General features: G+C 41.1%; 19 protein-coding genes. All 19 read right to left on the bottom strand.

What is annotated here, in order from left to right; genetic code table 11:
• Positions 1-24: 24 nt before the first annotated feature.
• Complete coding sequence (gene dnaG, locus RCP16_RS03505; protein WP_069329823.1) at positions 25-1845, bottom strand: DNA primase; 1821 nt, start codon at positions 1843-1845, stop codon at positions 25-27.
• Positions 1846-1891: 46 nt separating this feature from the next.
• Complete coding sequence (locus tag RCP16_RS03500; RefSeq protein WP_069329824.1) at positions 1892-2371, bottom strand: YaiI/YqxD family protein; 480 nt, start codon at positions 2369-2371, stop codon at positions 1892-1894.
• Positions 2372-2524: 153 nt separating this feature from the next.
• A complete protein-coding gene (gene glyS, locus RCP16_RS03495) occupies positions 2525-4600 on the bottom strand; it encodes a glycine--tRNA ligase subunit beta (RefSeq protein WP_308641684.1) in 2076 nt (691 codons plus the stop codon).
• A 2-nt stretch (positions 4601-4602) separates the two neighbouring features.
• Positions 4603-5481 carry a glycine--tRNA ligase subunit alpha gene (gene glyQ / locus RCP16_RS03490; RefSeq protein ID WP_069329826.1) on the bottom strand — a complete coding sequence of 293 codons (879 nt, stop codon included), beginning with the start codon at positions 5479-5481 and terminating at the stop codon, positions 4603-4605.
• 340 nt (positions 5482-5821) lie between these two features.
• A complete protein-coding gene (gene recO / locus RCP16_RS03485; protein WP_069329827.1) occupies positions 5822-6595 on the bottom strand; it encodes a DNA repair protein RecO in 774 nt (257 codons plus the stop codon).
• A 138-nt stretch (positions 6596-6733) separates the two neighbouring features.
• Positions 6734-7636: a GTPase Era gene (gene era / locus RCP16_RS03480; RefSeq protein WP_069329828.1), complete on the bottom strand. Its 903-nt coding sequence runs from the start codon at positions 7634-7636 to the stop codon at positions 6734-6736.
• A 103-nt stretch (positions 7637-7739) separates the two neighbouring features.
• Positions 7740-8144 carry a cytidine deaminase gene (gene cdd, locus RCP16_RS03475; RefSeq protein ID WP_069329829.1) on the bottom strand — a complete coding sequence of 135 codons (405 nt, stop codon included), beginning with the start codon at positions 8142-8144 and terminating at the stop codon, positions 7740-7742.
• 199 nt (positions 8145-8343) lie between these two features.
• A complete protein-coding gene (locus tag RCP16_RS03470; protein ID WP_069329830.1) occupies positions 8344-8712 on the bottom strand; it encodes a diacylglycerol kinase family protein in 369 nt (122 codons plus the stop codon).
• A complete protein-coding gene (gene ybeY, locus RCP16_RS03465) occupies positions 8712-9212 on the bottom strand; it encodes an rRNA maturation RNase YbeY (protein ID WP_069329831.1) in 501 nt (166 codons plus the stop codon). Before ybeY ends, RCP16_RS03470 begins: the two co-directional genes overlap by 1 nt.
• Positions 9209-11455: an HD family phosphohydrolase gene (locus tag RCP16_RS03460; protein ID WP_069329832.1), complete on the bottom strand. Its 2247-nt coding sequence runs from the start codon at positions 11453-11455 to the stop codon at positions 9209-9211. The genes ybeY and RCP16_RS03460 overlap by 4 nt, the downstream gene beginning before the upstream one ends.
• 66 nt (positions 11456-11521) lie before the next feature.
• Positions 11522-12493 (bottom strand): PhoH family protein, encoded by a 972-nt coding sequence (locus tag RCP16_RS03455; RefSeq protein ID WP_069329833.1) that lies wholly within the window; start codon positions 12491-12493, stop codon positions 11522-11524.
• A gap of 225 nt (positions 12494-12718) precedes the next feature.
• Entirely contained in the window at positions 12719-13282 is a 564-nt protein-coding gene (locus RCP16_RS03450) for a YqfB family membrane protein (protein ID WP_139129316.1), read from the bottom strand.
• A 31-nt stretch (positions 13283-13313) separates the two neighbouring features.
• Complete coding sequence (gene floA, locus RCP16_RS03445; protein ID WP_308641683.1) at positions 13314-14315, bottom strand: flotillin-like protein FloA; 1002 nt, start codon at positions 14313-14315, stop codon at positions 13314-13316.
• Between the two features lie 250 nt (positions 14316-14565).
• Positions 14566-15990 (bottom strand): NfeD family protein, encoded by a 1425-nt coding sequence (locus RCP16_RS03440; RefSeq protein WP_273594454.1) that lies wholly within the window; start codon positions 15988-15990, stop codon positions 14566-14568.
• 209 nt (positions 15991-16199) lie between these two features.
• Entirely contained in the window at positions 16200-16643 is a 444-nt protein-coding gene (locus RCP16_RS03435) for a GatB/YqeY domain-containing protein (protein WP_069329837.1), read from the bottom strand.
• A 15-nt stretch (positions 16644-16658) separates the two neighbouring features.
• Positions 16659-16832, bottom strand: coding sequence for a 30S ribosomal protein S21 (gene rpsU / locus RCP16_RS03430; RefSeq protein WP_005547957.1), 174 nt, complete (start codon positions 16830-16832; stop codon positions 16659-16661).
• Between the two features lie 195 nt (positions 16833-17027).
• Positions 17028-17396 carry a histidine triad nucleotide-binding protein gene (locus RCP16_RS03425; protein WP_069329838.1) on the bottom strand — a complete coding sequence of 123 codons (369 nt, stop codon included), beginning with the start codon at positions 17394-17396 and terminating at the stop codon, positions 17028-17030.
• Between the two features lie 63 nt (positions 17397-17459).
• The gene (locus RCP16_RS03420) at positions 17460-20873 is read right to left on the bottom strand and encodes an SbcC/MukB-like Walker B domain-containing protein (protein ID WP_308641682.1); all 3414 of its coding nucleotides are present in this window, start codon (positions 20871-20873) and stop codon (positions 17460-17462) included.
• Positions 20870-22045 carry an exonuclease SbcCD subunit D gene (locus RCP16_RS03415; protein ID WP_308641681.1) on the bottom strand — a complete coding sequence of 392 codons (1176 nt, stop codon included), beginning with the start codon at positions 22043-22045 and terminating at the stop codon, positions 20870-20872. The genes RCP16_RS03420 and RCP16_RS03415 overlap by 4 nt, the downstream gene beginning before the upstream one ends.
• Positions 22046-22084: the final 39 nt, after the last annotated feature.

The following is a 22084-nucleotide window of genomic DNA, read 5'->3' as shown; positions in this document are numbered from 1 at the left end:
CCTAGAACTATCCGTACAAGACAATTACTGTCTTTCTAGGGCGATAATCTCACTTGCAATTTGTGCAGCACGTAAAAAATCACCTGACTTTTCAACGCGTAGCATTTCTTCTCTTTTTTGCTCTACTTGTTTCTGTTGTGGAAACTTTTTGATCTGTTGAATACAATCTTGCAAAACTTGCGTACTGTCACCATGAGGGGTATCCATCATAAGGATCGAAGTCGCTGTCTTTTCTAGCCGATCATCCTGAAGCGACGAAATAAATCGGCTTACATCGGGTGGCTTACCTTGCGCATAATAAGCATAAATATAGGAAGCAATCGCAGCATGATCAGCAATATTAAAAGCATCTCCTAGATGTTCTGATACATACGTTGCCGCTTCAGCATCTTGTAGCATCATTGCAATGAGTCGACGCTCTGCCGCATGATAAGCCGGTAACAGAGTAGGTGTACCCTGAGCTTTTCTAGAATTACCATTTCCAGAACTGCGATTCCCATTCTGTCCTTGCGGACGAGTCCTATTCAAAGTCTGACGCATCAAATTACAATCTTGTTTAAGACTTTCAAGCGATACACCTACCTCGGTTGATAACTCTCTAAGGTATACTTCTCGCTCTGTCGGTGAAGATAGCTGGGCAATCACTTTTAATGCTTCTTGAGCATAGGACGCTTTGCCATCTTCTTCTAACAAGTTGTAATTTCGTTTCACATAAATAAGCCTGAATTTGGTTGTTGAAACGGCACCATCAATCACTTGACTTGCAAAACGTTCGGCTCCGTATGTTTTGATATACTCATCCGGATCGAGCCCATTTTGCAATAAAGCGATCTTAACGCGCATGCCTGCTTCTTCCAAAATCGGAATACTTTTGAGCGCTGCTGCTTGTCCGGCATTATCACCGTCATAACAAATCACAACTTCTTCTGTGAGTGTTCTCATTAAAGAAGCATGATTCTCAGTAAGCGCTGTGCCCATCGTCGCTACACTATGTTGTACCCCCGCATCCCATGATGCAATCACATCACCGAAACCTTCCATCAATACCAGCTGCCCTTGTTTACGAATAGCAGACTTAGCAAGATTCAGATTATAGAGAGTACGACTTTTGTTAAATAAACGACTCTCAGGTGAATTGAGATACTTGGGCTGCCCTTCTCCCAAGATTCTACCTGCAAATGCAATAATCCTGCCGCTTCGATTCATGATTGGAAACATAACTCGTCCGCGGAATCGATCAACATATCCAGAACCATCTTGTTTGGAAGAAAGTAAGCCGCCTTTTTCCATTTCTTTGAGATCAAAAGAGCGTTTTTCAAAAAATTGAACTAGCGTATCCCAACGATCAGGCGCATAGCCAATTTGAAATTGATCAATCAGCTTATCCCCGAATCCACGGGCACGTAAATATTCCATTGCTGGTTTGCCATGTTCCGTATTTTTCAAAAGGTAATGAAACAACTTGGCTGTCCATTCATGAGCTTGTAATAAACGCTCAAGCTCTTGATCACGAGGAGCCACTCCTCCACCTTTACCATCCTGAAAAGGAATATGTGACTCTTCTGCCATCAACTTTACAGCCTCTGGAAAAGAAAGCCCGTCAATCTCCATTCTAAACTTGATTGCATTGCCACCTGCTCCGCAACCATAACAATAAAAAATTTGACGATCAGGCGTCACTGTAAAAGAAGGCGTCTTCTCCGAATGAAATGGACAGAGGCCTTTCATATATTTCCCCTGTTTGGTCAAATGAACATATTTGCCTACCGTATCAACAATGTCATTGTGCTGAAGTACAGCTTCAATCACTTCGTCAGGAATACCACCATTATGTCCGGTGCTCATTGTTACCACCTTCATCTCTTTTCACACGATACATAATATTCGATAGCTAGGAGTCGATCTCCTGCAAATTTGTTAAAAGTTTTGTTAATTGGGACTGAAAATTTTTCTTATCTTCTGTTGTTAAAGGCTTAGGACCTTTACCATACTTGCCACTACGACGTGCTTTGGCTTGTGCATGTCGGCGTGCCAACAGGAATTCTATATTCTCACTATCAAATTCCATTCCTCGAAAAGAAAGAATTCGACATTGCTTTGCTAGAGCAATCGTTGCCAAACCATAATCTTGTGTAATCACAATATCTCCTGGACGCACATGATTCACAATATACAGATCAGCACTCTGATCACTGCGATCCACTTGAACCACAGATACACCTTCTTCTGCATAAATCTTGTGATCAAAAGAAGACACCATTAAAACAGGTGTCTGAAATGCTCGTGCCGTCTCTGCAATTTCTGCTTTGACCGGACAAGCATCTCCATCCACCACAATCGTACGCGGGTGGAATGGCTTGTTACTTTCCAATTTCCATCCCCCCTCTCATTGGGACTTCCTATGGAGCATACGTTCGTTTATAAAAGTAGAAAATACGGAACGACAAGACATAAATGCCGTCGTTCCGTATAGCTGTATTTAGTCGTTCATTTAAAGTTATATCTGTAAATCTGTTGTTATCTTTTATTTAACCAACTTCGAGAAGTCTGCATAGCTACGAATATCTTGATCGACCGCTGCTAGTAAAGCAAGGCGATTTTCCCGTACAGCTTCATCTTCTGCCATAACCATCACTTGATCAAAAAAGGCAGTGATTGCTGGACGTAAAGAAGACAATAATGCTAAAGCTTCTGCTGTGCGATTAGCTGCAAGCAGTGTGCGATATTCTGTAGTAGCGGCTTGCCATGAAGCGTATAATTCACGCTCTGCTGGTTCAATAAACAATGCTGGTTGTACAGCTACACCAGAAGACTTCGCTGCAAGATTAGATACGCGTCCAAAAGACTCGATCGTCAACTTGAAGTCTGGTGTTTCTTGAACCACTTTCATCAAATCATGACCACGAGCAACCACAGAACCAATATGATTGAATCCTGATGCGATAACTGCATCTACAACATCATAACGAAGATGCTCAGACAACAATTTTTTCACACGAAGTCCAAAGAAGTCATATAGTTCTATACGTATTATATCGTAAGAACGTTTCATATTCCTTAAATTTTGATGAATATTTAGGGCAATATCAAATAATTGTTCTAAAGTCAGTGATAATTGATGCTCAAGCAAGATTTGTACAATCCCTGCTGCTTGACGACGAAGAGCATATGGATCTTGCGAACCTGTAGGAATAATCCCGATTGAGAAACAACCTACAATCGTATCCAGCTTATCGGCAATACTGACAAGTGCTCCTGTTAATGATGCTGGAGAAACTTCGCCTGCAAAGCGTGGTTGATAATGTTCAAAGATTGCACGCGATACTTCTTCACTTTCGCCTGCTTTGCGTGCATAGTCTTCACCCATAACCCCTTGTAATTCAGGGAATTCGTAGACCATTTGAGTGACCAAATCGAATTTACAAATATCTGCTGCACGACTAACTGCTGTTGCTTGCTCAGGCGTCACATGAAGTTGTACGGCTAATTGATCTGCGATTTGACGAATACGACGTACTTTATCGCCTACTGTTCCAATCTCTTCATGGAACACAATATTTTCTAACTTGGCAAGTGCTGTATCAATCTGTACTTTCTGATCTTCTTCATAAAAGAATTTGGCATCAGACAGACGTGCACGCAACACTTTTTCATTTCCTTTAGCAATAATATCTAAAGAACGATTATCTCCACTACGTACGGTTACAAAGTAAGGCAATAATTGACCCGCTTCATCCAGTACAGGGAAATAACGTTGATGTTCACGCATCGAAGTGATCAATACTTCTTGCGGAATATTCAAAAATGCAGGATCAAATGCTCCGTACAATACAGTCGGCGTTTCGACTAGGAATAATACTTCTTCTAACAAGTCTTCTTTGACATCAATATGCCAATTCTTTTCACTCGCTAAATGAGCGATCTGTGCACTGATCATCGCTTCACGTTCTTCAATATCAGCAATAACATGTTGATTGCGAAGAGCTTCTAAATACAATGTAGGCTCAGCAATCTCAGTCTCACTACCTAAGAAGCGGTGACCGCGTGTTGTGCGTCCTGTGTGTACGCCTGTAATTTCAAAGTCGATCACATCATGTCCCCATAATGCAACGATCCATTTAATAGGACGTACAAATTTGAAATCATGTGTACCCCAACGCATATTTTTAGGGAATGTCATTGTCGTAATAATGTTACGCAATGCTTCAGCAACAATACTTTCTGTACTGATACCTACACTGCTCTTTTGAGCATAGATATATTCAACTCCGCTCAGTTCACGGAAAGTGAATGTTTCGGGATCAACACCTTGACTACGTGCAAATCCAAGTGCTGCTTTACTCCAAGCACCTGTCTCATCTTGAGCAATTTTGCGAGAAGGGCCTTTCACTTCTTCATTGATATCTTCTTGCTTTTCAGCGACATCTTTGATCCATACTGCAAGGCGACGTGGGGTTGCAAAAGCTTTTGCTTCTCCATGAGTCAATCTAGAATCGTCTAACCATTTGACTGTTTTATCAAGCAATTGGTTCATCGCTGCACGTAAAAAGCGTGCAGGTACTTCTTCCAGTCCAATTTCAAGTAATATGTCTTTTGCCATGATTAAGCATCTCCTTTCTTCAACATCGGGAAGCCTAACTTCTCACGCTCTTCCAGATACGTAGCTGCCACTTGACGTGCTAAGTTACGAACACGAGTCAGATAGCCTGTACGTTCAGTGACACTGATCGCTCCACGTGCATCCAGTAAGTTAAATGTATGTGAACATTTCAAAACATAATCATAAGCAGGGAATACCAAGTTCTGATCCATAGCACGCTTCGCTTCTTGCTCATACGTGCTGAATAGATTAAGCAACATCGCTACATCGGAGACTTCAAATGTATACGTAGAATGCTCTACTTCAGGTTGATGGAATACATCGCCATACGTAATGCCATTCACCCATTCTAGATCAAACACATTTTCTTTATCTTGAATATAAGAAGCTAGACGCTCCATACCATACGTAATTTCAACAGCTACCGGATTTGTCTCAATACCACCGACTTGTTGGAAATAAGTGAATTGAGTAATTTCCATACCATCTAGCCATACTTCCCAACCTAGACCTGCACAGCCGAGTGATGGATTTTCCCAGTTGTCTTCTACAAAACGAATATCATGATCTAACGGATTAATCCCTAATTCTTTGAGGCTATCCAAGTATAATTCTTGAATATTATCTGGTGAAGGCTTGATGATTACTTGGAATTGATGATGCTGATACAAACGGTTAGGGTTCTCACCATAACGACCATCTGAAGGACGGCGGGAAGGTTCTACATAAGCCACATTCCACGGTTCAGGTCCAATCGAACGTAGGAACGTCATTGGATTCATTGTTCCTGCACCTTTTTCAGTATCATAAGGCTGTACGATAATACAGTTCTGAGCTGCCCAAAAATTTTGCAGTGTCAAAATCATTTGCTGGAAATTCATTGACATTACTCCTTTATCTTCATAGTTGATAGGTGATTTCGCTGAATATGTATCATCTGCATCGCACGCAAAAAACTCCCGTTCCTACGCCTGATGTACAGACATAGGGACGAGAGTTGTATTCCCGCGGTTCCACCCTATTTGAAGACATTTGCATGTCATCCACTTTTCTATTCAGCTCATATGCTCACGGATGCCATTGGGCATAAGGTCGTCATCAGGCTTACACTATCCCTGACTCGCTATCCAAAGACGATAATCTTCTGCTTACTAATCCGGTCAACGCATCATGTGTGTATATAATACACAAGTTATAACCTAGATCATATCTGACTTTAGACTATTCGTCAACATGGTTTTGAAGTGAAGTTTCATACTTATCCAATTGATCTAGGAAGCGGCGGGATTTCAATTTAAGCCCTAACTGAACTTCCATAAAAGCATCCATAATTTTTTTCAGCTCTGCTTTGGTTGAATCTTTGACATCAATATTACCAAGGCGACGAATATCCAATCTAGAAAATAATCGCAACAACTTGAGCGTTCCCGGAGAAACTGCAAAAGCTGCTGGATCTTGACGACGTTCACGTTCTGATAAAATACCACCAAGTCCTGGACTGAGGAAAAACTTCCCTTCAGTTTCGCCTGAAAAAATACAAGCATCCACTTGCGGAGAGTATCCAGTCGCTTGCAGAATTTTCATTTCGAACAACGTAGTGAGTACGACAGGATCTCTGCCTTCGCCTAGAAAAGAAAGAAAAGCTTTGAGTTGATCGAACCAGAAGCGTCCTGTTTCATTTTCTTGGAGTGCTTTATCGACCATTTCACAGCCATAAGCCGCATAAGCTGCTAAAAATACATCTTCACGTAACTTATGATTCGATTCGATGATCTCACCTTGATTAAGAGTACCCAGACCTGTTCCATTACGAATAAAGGAATATTCACCATACGTAAACGGCTGTACCATAGCACCGTGGCGGCTTTTGGGCTTTTTGGCTCCGCGTACAAAAATACCTATCTTACCGTGTGTTTCTGTACACAACGTAACAATTTTATTCCCTTCGCCATAATCCATGCTGCGGATGATAATCCCTTCCACCCTGTATAGCATGTCTCATCTCCCTATCTGATTATGAATATAGTCCATTTTGAATTTAAAAGAAGCAGAGCATACAATTCTATGCTCTGCTCTTCGATCCTGAATCTGTATTGAAGTGATATAAAATAATTAACCCGATTTAACTATAGATTAAGCATTACGATGGAAACCAAGATCTTTCAACACACTATCTTGATTACGCCAATCTTTTTTCACTTTTACCCATAGCTCTAAGAAAATCTTAGAACCTAGCAAATTCTGAATATCCATACGTGCTTGTCTACCTACTTCTTTCAATAATGCTCCTTGTTTACCGATAACGATTCCTTTTTGAGAATCACGTTCTACAAAGATCACCGCTGAAATATTAACTACACCGTTAGGCTCTACACTCATTGCTTCGATGGTTACTGCAATGGAGTGAGGAATCTCTTCGCGTGTCTGATTCAAAATTTTCTCACGAATCAACTCAGCACATACAAATTGTTCTGGATGGTCTGTAATTTGATCGTCTGGATAATACTGAGGGCCCTCTGGTAAATACTTACCAATTTGCTCCATCAGTGTATCTACGTTGTTACCGAGTTTGGCAGAGATCGGAATAATCTCAGCAAATTCATGCAATTTACGATATTGATCAATAATAGGCAACAACTGCTCAGGTACCACTTGGTCAATCTTGTTGATCACTAGAAAAACAGGTGTTTTTACTTTTTTCAGATGTTCAATAATAAAGCGATCCCCGCCACCTAGTCCTTCAGCTGCATCAACTAAAAATAGAACAGCTTCTACTTCGCTAAGTGTGTTCAGTGCAGTTTGATTCATATAATCGCCCAATTTGGATTGACGCTTATGCACACCCGGTGTATCCAAGAAAACGATTTGTTTATCATCTCTTGTAAATACGCCATGAATCTTGTTACGTGTAGTCTGTGGTTTGTCAGACATAATCGCAATCTTCTGTCCAATCACCTGATTCATTAGTGTGGATTTCCCTACATTTGGTCTGCCGACAATAGCCACAAACCCTGATTTAAAATGTTTTTTCGACATATCATTCTCCGTTCCAAGAGTTATTCTTTAGAATAGCTCCTGTCATATTAAAGTGCTTTTTGGTAGTACAAGTCTGTGTATATAAAGTTCTCAACGATTCCGCTTATTTATTTAAATTCCACGGTCCAAACGCATGTGGCAACAATTCTGAAATTGTCGTCAATCGCGTATCGCCTTTCATATTTCCAAGCAATATAGGCATATCCGGTTGACATAGTTCAACCATCACCTGACGGCATACTCCACAAGGAGCAATCGGTTCATCTGTATCTCCAACAACAGCCATCATTTGAAAAGAGCCGGGTTGTTGCCCTTGCGCAATCGCACTAAACAACGCTGTACGTTCTGCACAATTACAAGGAGTATAGCCTGCATTTTCAATATTACAGCCGTGATGCACTTGTCCATTACGATCAAGCAATGCTGCACCGACAGCAAAGTTGGAATAAGGTACATAGGCTTTGGCACGAGCAAGAATAGCTTCTTGTAATAATTGTGATGATTCCATGGTAATCCTCCTGAACATGTATCGTATTGATCGTTTCCATACACTGCCTATTCTTATATATTACACGATTTAGACGTTTACGCCCACTAATCTACATGATGTTCTAGAACTTTTTGCATAAAAAAAGATAAAATCCCCTCCTGACTCTATACCTCAAGTCATTAGAGGGGAACGTATACGTTATAGTCATGCACACTATTTATCGGGTGAACCATGATAAAAAAGGTTCTACAAACACAATAAGACCAATCACAATCGCAACGATGGAAGAAATAAGAACAGCTCCTGCTGCGGCATCTTTTGCTTTTTTGGCAAAGGGATGCCAATCGGGAGAGCATAGGTCTACAGCAGCTTCAACACCGGTATTCATTAATTCCGCTCCGAGCACCATACCTATCGCTAATGTTAGCAGCATCCAATCTACAGCAGATACATGACAAAGGATTCCGGCGATAATGATAATACATGTAATCAATACATGAATACGAAAATTACGTTCTGTCCGAAAAGTGTCTGCAATTCCTTCTGCCGCAGAAAAAAATACGGCTCTCCACGTTCTTTTTTTCATCAGCGTGTCAATCCTGCTTGTTGTAATACCGCTTCTTGCTTGCCCATCATTTCGGCTTCGGTCTCATCATCTTGATGATCATACCCTAACAAATGCAGAAAACCATGAACAAACAAAAAACCAAGTTCCCGTTCTACCGAATGCCCATAATCTTCGCTCTGAGCAATAGCACGTGGCACCGAGATAATAATATCGCCTAACATATCGCCTGGAAGTGGTGTATCCTGTCCAGTTAATGCAGGATCATAGATAATATCTAATTCATCATCAAGCGATTCATGCATGGCAAAAGACAACACATCTGTTGGACGATCAATCCCACGATACTCTTTATTTAGCTCATGAATTGCTTCATCGTCAACAAAAGTAAGAGCAACTTCACCATCATTCACTTTTTCTTGTTCTCCTGCTTTTTGCAGAATCAGTTCAAGTGTAGTGATTAGCTCATCTGTAATCTCATATTTATTTTGTTCATTTTCCCATGCAAGCTGTAAACTCATGCTTTATTCTCCTTCTGATCCGGTTTCTTGATGTCTTCCGGATATTCAATACGAGAGTGGAATATCCCCATTACGGCTTCTTTGAGCGTTCTGGCGACCACATCTAGTTCTTTCATCGTTAGATCACATTCATTAAATTGATTATCATCGACGCGACCTTTAATAATTTTCTCGATCATCGTCTCTACTTGTTCTACAGTAGGTTTGCTAAGTGAACGTACTGCCGCTTCTACACTATCTGCAATTCCTACGACAGCCGCTTCTTTGGTCTGGGCTTTGGGCCCCGGATAACGGAAATCATTTTCAGTGAAATCCGGTTCGATCTCTTGTTCTTCTGCTAGCTTCAATGCTTTGTGATAAAAGTAATGCAAAAAGGTTGTTCCATGATGCTGTTCAGCAATATCACGGATCGGTTTTGGTAATTTGTACTCTTTCTGCATTTCTACGCCATCACGAGCATGAGCAATAATAATTGATTTGCTGAGCTTAGGATCAATACTATCGTGTGGATTACCAATATTGTTCTGATTTTCGATAAAATAACCCGGACGTTTGGTTTTGCCAATATCATGATAATATGAACCGACCCGACATAACAATCCATCGGCACCAATCGCTTCTGCGGCGGCTTCGGACAGATTCCCTACCATCACGCTATGATGATAAGTACCTGGTGTCTCAATTAATAATTTACGCAATAACGGATGATTTGGGTTCGACAATTCTACTAATTTAAGCGCAGATAAAATACCAAAAGTCGTCTCAAAAAACGGCATTAATCCAAGCACCAATACAGTAGTGATCAGCCCTCCAATACAAGCAAATCCAACAGCATACATCATCGATATACGTGTCCATTCTCCATCATTCAGTAATACTAATGTCAGAACCGCTATGGCTCCAAAGAAGCAACTCATAATACCTGCTTTGAGAATAGTAGAACGTTGACTAGCACGATGAATACATTGAATCGCTGTAAATGAAACCACTAATGTGAAAAATCCAAATTGATAATCGAATAATTCATGCTGACTCATATTCAAAATAATACTTGCTAAAATACTCATAATAATCGACGAAATATACGCCAATTGAATATCAAGCAACAATGTAATTAACATCACCACGATAGCCGCTGGTACAAGGAATCCAAAGTAAGGTGAATTTCCCATTTGCAAAATACGTACCAGATGCAAGCAAATCACACCAATCGCAAAAATAACGATCAACATGAACAACTGCGCATTATTGTAAGTTCGACCTTGATGAATAGACTGACGTAGATACATATACAGCCCTAAAGTAATCAAAAAGGCAAACAGTACTAGACCCAGTTGAGGCCAATAATTCACATCGTTTTTGAGCAGATCATTTTCATCCAGCAATGTATACATTTCCTGTGTGATCTTCTCGCCTTTAGGAACAAGTACTTCTCCTTGCTGAATATAGACGGTTGGTGTATTCTCACGAGCTTCTACTTTCGCCGCTCGGGTCGCTTCTTCATCATAGAACTTGTTAGCTGTGAGTGTGGCACGGACAAGCTCTTGCACCACTTCACGAGCTGTACGGCTACTTAGAGAACTGGTACTGACCAATTCAGCGACTTTAGCACGTGCAGATTGCGCATCTGTTATCTGATCGCTCATTAAACGAGACATAATCGATGTAGCGACCTGACGCATATCTTGTATTTCAGATGTGGATAGACGTGGAATTTTGAGAAACGTTTCTTCAGGAATACTGTACGTTTGCTCGCCTATCGTTTTTTGCATTTCATCTAACATCTTATCTGAATATTTACCTGCTTCACGGTTATTCCGAATAAAGTTAGCGATAGAATTTTGGGCACGTTGTGGAATCTCTTCGCTATAAATCTGTGCTTTATCCGCATTGGTAATCTGATCATCTTGATTCAGAGATTCAATTCGATCTAACATTTGTGAAATAACCGTTTCTCTACGCATCGATACAATCGCGTATACAGATTCTACTTGTTCAGCAGCAGCCTCCTGCGCTTGAAGCGTAGTTTTGTTATTCGGAATCTGCATCGGAGCAATAATATCGCTATCACTCACGGTACCGACTTGAATATCAAAGCGCTGTGGAAGCAGATTGGGTGCCAGACTGACATAAAGCACTACAAATAGCAGAGCAAACATTCCGTAACGGGTCATTCTGCTATTTTTCCAACCTGCGATCATAGAATCAAGTAAATTGCGTGTGGACGGTTCTTTGGAAGTCATACATACAGCCCTCTCACTTCTGAATATTCAAAATGTGCGGTTTCTGTTTTCTCCGCTGACCGCCGACTACTCCAGATTTTCCGAAGCTTTATCATAAGCGACAATAATTTTTTGTACCAAGGAATGACGAACCACATCTTGCTCGCCGAAAATAACAAATCCGATTTCTTTGATACCATCCAGAATCATTCGAGCTTCCACCAGACCGGACTTTTTACCACGAGGTAAATCAATCTGTGTAACATCACCTGTAATGACCATTTTGGAACCAAATCCTAAACGGGTTAAAAACATTTTCATCTGTTCGGCTGTACTATTCTGTGCTTCATCCAAAATAATAAAAGCATCATCTAATGTACGTCCACGCATATAAGCAAGCGGAGCAATCTCGATCAGACCACGCTCTAGCGCTTTGGCTGTCTGCTCAGGTCCCATAACATCATATAAAGCATCATATAACGGACGTAGATAAGGATCTACCTTTTCCTGTAGATCGCCGGGTAGAAACCCTAGGCTTTCCCCTGCTTCAACCGCAGGACGAGTCAGAATGATTCGTTTGGCTTTGCCTTCTTTAAGCGCTGCAACTGCTAAGACTACAGCTAGATACGTTTTACCTGTACCTGCTGGTCCAATCCCGAATACAATATCTAGCTTTTTGATTGTCGATACATAGTGTTTCTGACCAATCGTTTTGACACGAATTGGTTTCCCACGATACGTCTGTGTAATTTCACCTTTATATAAGTCAAGCAGTTGGTCTGCTCGAAGCTCTTTGGCAAGTTCTATTGCATATAAAATATCACGTTCTGTAAGTACATAGCCATTGCGAACTAATTGTAATAATACTTCGAAAAGCTGAGTCATCTGTTCTACTGCTTGTGCAGGACCATGAATCGAAATCTCTGCTTCACGACTACCAATTTTGGCTTCCGTTTCGCGTTCAATTAATTTTAGAAAACTGTCCTGTGGTCCAAACAGTGACAATCCTTCTTCTGCATTAAGCAGTGGAATTCTGGTGCTTTGCGTTTGCTCTAACAAATAGCCTCAATCTCCTCATTAATAAAATAATATAAAACTGCTGTGTGCATTTATACTATAAAACTTGAGTGCAATATCTTTACCCTAAACTTTACCATTGTATGGTTTGTCATGCAAAATTTTTTGCACATTATTTATCATTACCATACATCGGTCAAGATAGAAACAAAACGAAGATAGATTAGAAAGAAACCGATCTCCATATAGAGATCGGCTGATACCTTACTATTTCTTGTCTACTGCATATTTATGATGGTTATAAGGACGTTTAGCACGTGGTTCACCTAAGATTTCTGCCCAAATCACGCCTTTACGAAGTTCATCCGACCCGATTGCATTTTTAGAAGTCGATGCGGAATCTAATTCTTCGATAACTACTCGACTTCCTGCGTTCAAATGCATTGAGCGTGCTTGAATATCTTTATGCATAGCATCCAAACGTTTTTCTACTTCACTGCGATTAGCAGTGACCGGCTTCGGTATTTGAGGCTCTTGCATAGATGAAGCCGATCTAGTTGCAGAATCTTCATATCCTGGAGCATTTTCAGACGTATCTGACTCATCGTAACGTTGCTGAGCCTCATGATACCGTCGCTGTGCATCATCTAATGGTCCGGGTTCAGCAGATGTGCGTTCAGGTTCATTGAACCATCTTTTTTTGTGATCACCATTTCCACCAAACGTCGGCATCCCAGAAGGTTGCCCGCCTGATTTCTTTTTTGCTGAACGCGTTTTGACAAAAGAAAAGATAGCAAAAGCAATAATGGCGACAAAATATAAATTACCCATAAGGAAATCAAGCATCAATTATCGCACACCTTTATTTATTTGACTTGTTATCTGAACTACTATCGAAATCTTCTGATTTACCAAGTGAGCCTCTCATTTGAGTATCTGCTTCGATATTTTTGAGGTTCATGTAATCCATTACACCCATTTGTCCTTTACGAAGAGCTTCTGCCATCGCAAGCGGTACATCGGACTCGGATTGAACAACACGCGCTCTCATCTCAACAACACGTGCTTTCATTTCTTGTTCTTGAGCTACAGCCATTGCACGTCTTTCTTCTGCTTTAGCTTGAGCAATACGTTTGTCCGCTTCTGCTTGTTCTGTCTGTAGCATTGCACCAATATTTTTACCAACATCTACATCCGCAATATCGATCGATAGAATTTCAAAAGCAGTTCCTGCATCTAGCCCTTTTTGCAATACTGTACGAGAAATCATATCTGGATTTTCTAAGACTTGTTTGTGAGAATCACTAGAACCTACAGTTGTAACGATACCTTCACCCACACGAGCAATAATCGTTTCTTCCCCTGCACCACCGACCAAGCGTTCGATATTCGCACGTACGGTTACACGAGCTTTAACTTTTACTTCGATACCGTTACGAGCCATAGCAGCGACAACAGGCGTCTCGATTACTTTAGGGTTAACACTCATCTGTACAGCTTGTAGTACATCACGACCTGCAAGGTCAATGGCTGCTGCACGTTCAAATTCCAACGGAATCTCTGCACGTTGTGCTGCAATTAGTGCATTCACGACACGGTCTACATTACCACCTGCTAGATAATGACTTTCCAATTGGTTCATATCAAGTCCCAGACCTGCTTTGTGCGCTTTGATCTGTGGATTCACAATACGTGAAGGTGTTACACGACGAAGACGCATCGCTACAAGTGTAATAATACTTACACGTACGCCAGAAGCGACAGCCGAGATCCAAAGCATAACCGGGAAGAAACTGAAAAATACACTTAAAATAATAATAGCGACAACAACGATAAAGAGAATACTTAATACACTTGTACTCATTATTCACATCACACTCCAATTTTTATAGTTCAATCTGTGTTACCTGACTTGCCCATTGCCTGTATTCTTGGATTCAATGAATCGGTTATACGGCTAAATATGTAAACGTACATGACCCCTTTTGTCTACATATGTGTATATGAATCCATAATGAAGACGAAGCAATATCATTTTAAAATGATCAAGGTATGAATAGAAAATGAAACGGTTTATCCATACCTTACCTATGGAATAACTTCTATATTTGAAATTATTCTTTCAATAATTGTGCGTGCAGAGCCGATTCTTCTGTTATTTCTTCGACAATAATACGACTGCCATCCACTTGCTTGACTCGAATCGGACGATCACTCGCAATAAAGTTACCCTGTGTAACGACATCGATTCGTTCATCGCCGATCAGTACTGTACCTGACGGACGAAGAGGCGTTACACTTATTCCTTCTTTGCCCAAAAATTGTTCTCTCGTTAAGCGAGACATAAAGCTCTGTTCTGAAGAAAGTTGTTCTTTGAGAATAAATCGATTCCAGACGCCACGTTCTTTGAGCAAAATAGCAATCAGTGTGACGACTACAGCAGCGGCAGCAAATGCGATACCTAAAGATAACAAAGCATCGCTTGTATCATATGCGGCTTTCACTACCCCTGTAATCAGACTGGCTGATCCTAAAATACCCAATATACCAAAGCTTGGAATAAACAACTCCAACACCAGTAAAATAAGTCCTCCTAAAAACAGTAACCATGTGGTAGATCCTGAGAAACCAGCTGCATAACTACCGAAGAAGTACAATGCAAAAGCAACAATACCGACGATACCTGGTATACCAAATCCCGGTATAATAATCTCCATAGCTATTCCGACCATTCCAATAAATAGGAGCAATGTGGTTACAATCGGATTAGTTAGCACCCGTGCGATATTTTCGCCAGCACTTGGTTGTACTTTTACTATATCTTCAGGTGAATGCCCTAATTCAGTTACAACCGCATTGGTAGAAGAAAGAATCTTGTCTGCAAAGCCTACTTTCAATGCTTCATTACTAGAAAGAGAAATAATCTGTCCTTTTGTTTTGGTCTGATTAATCTCTGGCATAGATACTACCATGTTCACATCTGTCATACCGTCAGCGATATCTGCGTTACGATTATGAAGCTGTGCGGCAGCTCTCATTTCACTTTTCCAATAAGCGACCTGTTTGGGATTATCAATCGGATTGCCTTTACCATCTACAATAGCAGCAGCACCAATTGTACTTCCAGGTTGCATAAAAATCTTATCTGCATTCAAAGCAATGTAACTTCCTGCTGATGCAGCTTTGTCTTGTACAAAAACAGCTACAGGTACACTGCTATTACGTACCATCGCTCCAATATCACCAGCCGCTTGAAGTTCTCCGCCCGGCGTATTCATTTCCAGTACAATCCACGATGCTTTCGCTTGCTTCGCTTCTTCAAATCCTCTTACCAAAAACTTTTGTAATCCGCTTTCAATTTGACGGTCAATAGGAATCACGTAGACGGCACCATCATTATTGCTAGTAGCGGGTGCAGATGCGGCACTAGCAGATTGTGGATAAATCCCTGCCACGATAAGCATCGCCATCAGTGAACCTAGCAATAATAAACTTAGCTGACGCTTGATACGGCCAATCTGGTCAAGCGATGAGTTCATTCGATCTTAGCCCCTTTCAGTTCAGATGTGTTTTGTTTAATACAGTCATAACAACAATATTAAACAATATACATATAAGCATGGTAAAAGGTAGTCTATACATAATACGTAAACATCATGGTTACGTTTCAATTATATTCCTTTTTGATAAAATAAACATAGAAAAAAGCACCCCACTTTATAAAAAAATGAGGTGCTTTCACATATGTTTATTGCAGAAATTGTTGAACCGTTTGATTCACAACTTTTCCGTCTGCGCGACCTTTTACTTTAGGCATCAGGGCGCTCATCAGTTTTCCCATATCGGCTTTTGAAGAAGCACCGGTTTCCTGGATGGTCTGCTTTACAAGAACTTTAATTTCTTCTTCAGACAGCTGTGTGGGAAGATACTCGGAAATAATCTCAATCTCCGCTTTAAGGTTGCTTGTCAGGTCATCACGACCTGCTTTTTCAAATTCTTGGAGGGCATCTTTGCGCTGTTTGATCTCACGACTAAGAATATCAAGCACTTCAGTGTCGTCCAAGTCTCTTTTCAAATCTATTTCGAGATTTTTAATCGTTGAACGAACCATGCGAATAGTCGACAATTTGAATTTCGCCTTGTCTCTCATTGCTTGCTTCATATCTTCGTTTAATCGTTCGCTAAGATTCATAACGGGTAAATCCTCCTAAAACTTTCTTTTACGAGCAGCCTCAGATTTTTTCTTACGCTTAACGCTCGGCTTTTCATAATGTTTGCGTTTTTTCACCTCAGCCAGAACGCCATCTTTAGCGATGGAGCGTTTGAAGCGACGAAGTGCTGCATCAATTGTTTCGTTTTTGCGAACTTTCGTTTCAGACACTAGTTTTCCCTCCCTCCGACCAGACCGTCCAAGAACAATAACACGGTTTATCAACTTTCATTATAGGTGAAAGTTGAATGAAGTGTCAATATGATTGGCTAGTTTTGCCTGCAATTTTTTAATGTTCTATTATATACCCGTTTTAGACTGTATTGGAACATCTTTTTTTATTATTCTTTTACACGTTATTTTGACTTATGCGTGAGAGCTCGAAATGCCTGTCAGGGCGCCAAGATTGGCTCCACCTAACAAATGATAATGAAGGTGTTGTACCGCTTGTCCGCTATCCGGTCCACAGTTATTGATCAGACGATATCCACTTTGATCCACGCCCAATTCTTTGGCTAATTGTATCGCTACGCCATGAATATGACCGATAACTGGCAAATCTTCTTGAGATACTTCATTCATCGAGTCGATATGTTTTTTGGGAATAAGCAATACATGAACAGGGGCAGCAGGTGTAATATCGTGAAAAGCTAGTATCTGATCATCTTCATATACTTTTTGTGAAGGAATCGTTCCTGCAACAATTTTACAAAATAAACAATCGTCTTTAACCATAATCTTCAAACACTCCTTCAATTCTTTTTGTGTATTTTGTTTCCTATGGGCATAGTTTCAAATCTACATGCGTTCAAGGACTACTTTGGAGCCACTTCCTGCTTGCTCCGCAGGTACAATCACTAATTTACGAGGCAATCTCATCCGTAATTCAGGAACATGGCTAATAATACCCACCGATAGTTGATCGTTATGAAGCTTCTCCAGTGAAGTCACCACTGTATCCAAAAGTTCGGGATCAAGCGTACCAAATCCTTCATCCAGGAAAAAGAACTGAAGCGGATACTGACCGCGCAACTGAATCTGAGCCGATAAGGCTAATGCTAATGATAACGAAGTTAAAAACGTTTCTCCACCGGATAAAGAAGATACCGGGCGACGAATCCCACCATTGCCATTATCACAGATTACAAATCCTCCACCAGAATCCACTTCCAATGAATACCGTTGTTTGGTCAAAAAGCGTAATCGCTCAGAAGCGGCTAGACTGACCTGCATTAATTGTTCTTCTGCAATATATTCGACAAAAGCATTACCACGCATACTGGCTTGTAATTTGGATAAATGCTTAGCCTCTTGCGCTAAAATGACTCGTTTGTCTTCTAGCTCACGCCAGCGTACATGACGCTCTTGAAGGTCTTCACGATCACGAGTGGCTTTGGCTCGTTGTTCTAATGCCATCTCATCTGCTTGACGGGCTTCTGTATATTGCTGTTGTATCTGTGCCCATTCTTCTTCACTGAGACTCTGTCCGTTTAACTTGTTCTGTACTTCTCGCAAATGAACAGATAATTCATGTTGTTGATCACGATGCTGTTGAATCTGCTGACGATACAACTGAATCTGATCTTCTGCCATCCGTGATTGACTGACACTTTGCTCATTATCAAAAGGAGAGGCTTGTAATGCTTGTTGCCACTTCTCTGCATGCTGATCGACCTGTTGTTGTAACGATTGTGCTGATTGCACAGCCAATTCAACTTGATGTGTTGCTGTCTGCTGCTGCTGTAGCGCTTTACGCCACAAGTCTGCGGTCTGCTCTGCTTGCTGTCGTAATTGTTGTTGTTGCTGTTGCGTCTCTGTAAGTAACTTCTCAGCCGATTGATCGCCGATCCACTGTGTAAGACGATTTTTCTTTTCTTGTAAAAGTCGTTGATTCCCTTCTTGACGGGTCTGATCTTGAATACGTTGCTTATCCAATGTATTGATCTGTTCTGTACCATGCTTGATGGCTTGTTCACGCTCTTCGATATACGGAACACTTTTATCCAATCCTTCACGGATCTTCTCTGCTTGTTCATCCATCTGTGCTAGAGCTTCAAATCGCTCACGTGCCGACTGTTCTGTTAGATGCGGTAAAGTCTGTTGCCACTGTTCTAAAAGTTGCTCTAACGTCTGTGTAGCGGCTTGGAGACGAGTATTGGATTGTTCTGACAGGCGAGCAGATGATTGTTGTTCAGATTGAGCTGTAACTTTACGCCCTGACCATTCTCGTTCATTTTGACGCCATTGTCTTAATTGTTGTTGTAATTCTCTAGTCTGTTGCTCTAAATTCTGATTATGAGCTTGTATATCTAGCCATTGTGCTTGCAGTTCTTGATCCGATAAAAGAGTCGCTTGATCAGAAGAAGCAGTTAATGAATCTGAATCTTTTATCTGCCAATCCCATTCTTGCATATGACTGTCTAGCTCTATTTGACGACCACGAACATGTTGCTGTACAACTTGAAGATTTTGTTTCATTTGTTTGAGCGCTTGAGTCTGCTCAGTTGTTGTATCCGCCACTGATTGATTATCTGCTGTGACTTTATGTTCGATGTCATGAGCAGGTTGAGGATGATGAGTAGATCCACATACTGCACAAGGTTGACCTTCTTGTAGTTCTACTGCTAACAGACTTGCCAGACGATTCGATTCTGCTTCTCTGGATTGTTGTGCATACTGTTCTTCCAGTTGTTCCGCAGATTGGTGTGCTTGCTGTAGCACATGTTCAAGTTGTTGATGCTCTTGATACAACGAAAAAACATGTTGTTGTAATTGCTGTTCTTGCTCAGATCGAGTGGCTTCTTGCTCAATTAATTTTTGCCATACTTGATTCGCCTGTTGTGCTGACTGAGTATAACCATCATATTCGGTTTGTTGTTCTTGTAGACGGGTTCTAGCTGTATTCAGAGCAGACAATTGTTGCTGGGCTTCTTGTAATTCACGCCGATCCTGACTGCGAACTTCACAAGCTTTGAGTTGCTTATTCAGTTCTTCTTGACGCTGTCTTGCCTTATCCAAAAGCATCTGTTCACGCTGTACTTGATGAGATGCTTCTTCCCATTGTTTTTGTATATTTTCCAATTGCTGATGAATCTGCTGTTGATCTTGTTCTAATGCTACACATTCCTTTTGCAATTGTAGTGCTTGTTGTAGTTGTTCGATCCGTGTCATTAATTGCGGTTCTTGCTCGGTTAATTGTTGTTTGGCTTTTTGTTCACGCTCTACAGCTGTCGCTACTGCAATCTCTGCTTGTTGTAAATCTTGCTGTAATGTAGTTACACGTTGTTGTTCTTGTATGGCTTTGGCTTCATGAGTACGCCATGCATCTAATAATGGTAATAAGTTCTGCGCAGATAACGCTTGTTCAATCTGCTGTTCTTTGTGGGCAATCTCAGCTTCGTGTTGTTGTAATTGAGTTAGACGTTGCTGTAACTCAGCTTGTTCTCGTTGATATTCTCTAATCTTGCTCCATTGTTCGGTACGAGCAGTAATATCAACCAGTTCTTGACGACGTTGTTCTGCTTCTTGGATCGCTGTTTCTAAGCGCTCTATTGCTGTTTGTAGCGCTTCTGCTGAGGCTTCGCCCAGACCTGTCTGTTCGGCGTACAGTTTGCCTAGTACGTTGTCTGTTTCTTTCACACGCTGGCTAAGCTTCTGCATTAAGCGGTCACCGTATCGTTCCAGATGGAAAAGACGTTGCAACATCTGTCTACGGTCACTACCTTTAAGAGATAAAAATTCAGCAAATTTACCTTGTGGTAATACGACTGCGCGTGTAAAATCATCCATTTTCAGCCCGATATAATCTTCTACACAACGTGTGACTTCTGCTAATTTGTCAGCAACCACAACATCGCCATCTGCACGCATTTCGATAAAACGGCTCATCGCATTACTTACTGTATGATCGCCCGTACGTTTAAACCGGCGTTCGACTCGATACCGTTGCGCCCCTTCAGCAGATAACAATTCAAAAGAGAACGATACAAATAACGAATCTTCCGAATGATTCATGATCCCCTGTGTACCGTTGTAAGCTCGTTCCACCTTGCCATACAAAGCAAGTGTAATAGCATCAAGAACAGTTGATTTCCCACTCCCTGTAGGTCCAAAAATACCAAATAGGCCTGTTTCACACAGTGCTTCAAAATCGATTTCTTGTTGTTCACGATAACTTTGTAAACCGGATAATTTAAGTGTGATTGGCTTCATGATGATTGTTCCTCCCCGGTTTCTTCTTCATCGATCAGTTCCAAAAACAGCTCAACTAATCGATCTTCGGGCACGGCTCCACCTGTCTGGCGTGCATAAAACGTACGGAACAATTCATGGACAGGCAATTGAGCACGTTCTGCAAAAGATTGCTGTGCTTCTGTTTCTGGATATACAGGACGAATATTGACAATGCCACTATAAGCTTTGCGAATCGATTGAATATCAGACATCGACAAAGCTTCTAACAATGAAATTTCCAGATCGATAAAAGCATTGCGATCTCTGCCTTCCTCTAACCATTGATGGACTTCAGTCAGACCGCCTTTCGCTTTCCAGCGCACTAAAGGACGACCACAAGTTAAAAAGATTTCTTCTATCTGTGGAATACCACCGGGTACAACATCGAGCATCGTGACAGATTTGGCTTGCCCTGCTTCAGAAAAACTATAAGCTAGCGGAGAACCACTATACCGAATCATTCCTTCTCCTTTGACTGCTTGAGCACGGTGTAGATGACCTAGCGCTGTATATTGAGCTCCTGTATATAATGCAGAAGGATCAACTGTATACGCACCACCTACTTGAATAGGGCGCTCTGAATCCGATTCGACTCCTCCAAGAGCATAGATATGGCTCATAGCTAGATTGATCGTATCCGAACGGAAGTCAGTCGCTAATTGTCGCATTAACATGCCTACACGTTCACTATAGGCACGACGTATTAAATCTTCATCATGTTCCTCGGTTAATAATTCATTCAGTCTAGCTTCGGATGGATAAGGTAATGCTGCCACTATAGCTGTCTCCGAAGTACGAGGTACAGGAATAGTTAAAGCCTGTGCAGCAGGTGTACCTAATAAATAAATACCTCGCCCTTGAACCAATGGTGTCGCTGACGCAATACGATCAGGTTGATCATGATTCCCTGCGATAACAGCAAGTGGACGACCATTAGCTGTTAATCTAGCGGCGGCTTCATAAAATAATTGTTCTGCTACAGCAGGTGGATTCACAGAATCATAGACATCGCCTGCCATCAGAATAAGATCGGCTTGTTGATCATCTGCAATCTGAACCAATTCATCGACAAAAGCGATTTGTTCATCGAGACGACTTCTGCCTTCTAATGTTCGACCAAAATGCCAGTCAGCTGTATGTAAAATACGCATAGCTTTCTCCTTTTTAAGTGATGCTAGAATTGGGTGTAT

It is taken from the genome of Paenibacillus nuruki (assembly GCF_963311185.1).
In the GTDB taxonomy this organism is placed as follows: Bacteria; Bacillota; Bacilli; order Paenibacillales; family Paenibacillaceae; genus Saccharibacillus; species Saccharibacillus nuruki.
The sequence above is the reverse complement of the archived record's forward strand: the minus strand, read 5'-3'. Positions and strand labels throughout refer to the sequence as shown.